Annotated in this window: 1 pseudogene; it reads left to right on the top strand. The window is 70.8% G+C overall.

Annotated features, from left to right (window positions below):
• Nucleotides 1–322, top strand: a pseudogene (locus tag QP415_RS11160) (septation protein SepH); the annotation flags it as partial.

Consider the following 322-nt stretch of genomic DNA (forward strand, 5'->3'; position numbering starts at 1 on the left):
CTATTCCCTCGCGTCGGCGCGCACGAAGTCTGAGGCACCGGCACAGACCTCCGAAGACGCGCTCTTCCCCGCGACCGGGCAGATTCCGTCAGCTCGCCCCGCGGCAACCGGCTCCATCCCCGTGGCTTCGCGGTCGCCGAAGAACGAGGCCCCGGCCTCGTCGGGCGTGCTGCCGTGGCTCTCCGATGCCCCCGTGTCTTCGGACGTGGACAAGGGCGAGGAGCCAAAGGCCGAAGAGCAGGCGACCCCCGCGATCCCCATGAAGGCCGTGTCGGCGCCCGATTCCGCTGAGTCCGCACCTGCCGAGGCAGAGGAGAGCGCG

This window comes from Pauljensenia sp. UMB3104 (assembly GCF_030217285.1).
Classification (GTDB): Bacteria; Actinomycetota; Actinomycetes; order Actinomycetales; family Actinomycetaceae; genus Pauljensenia.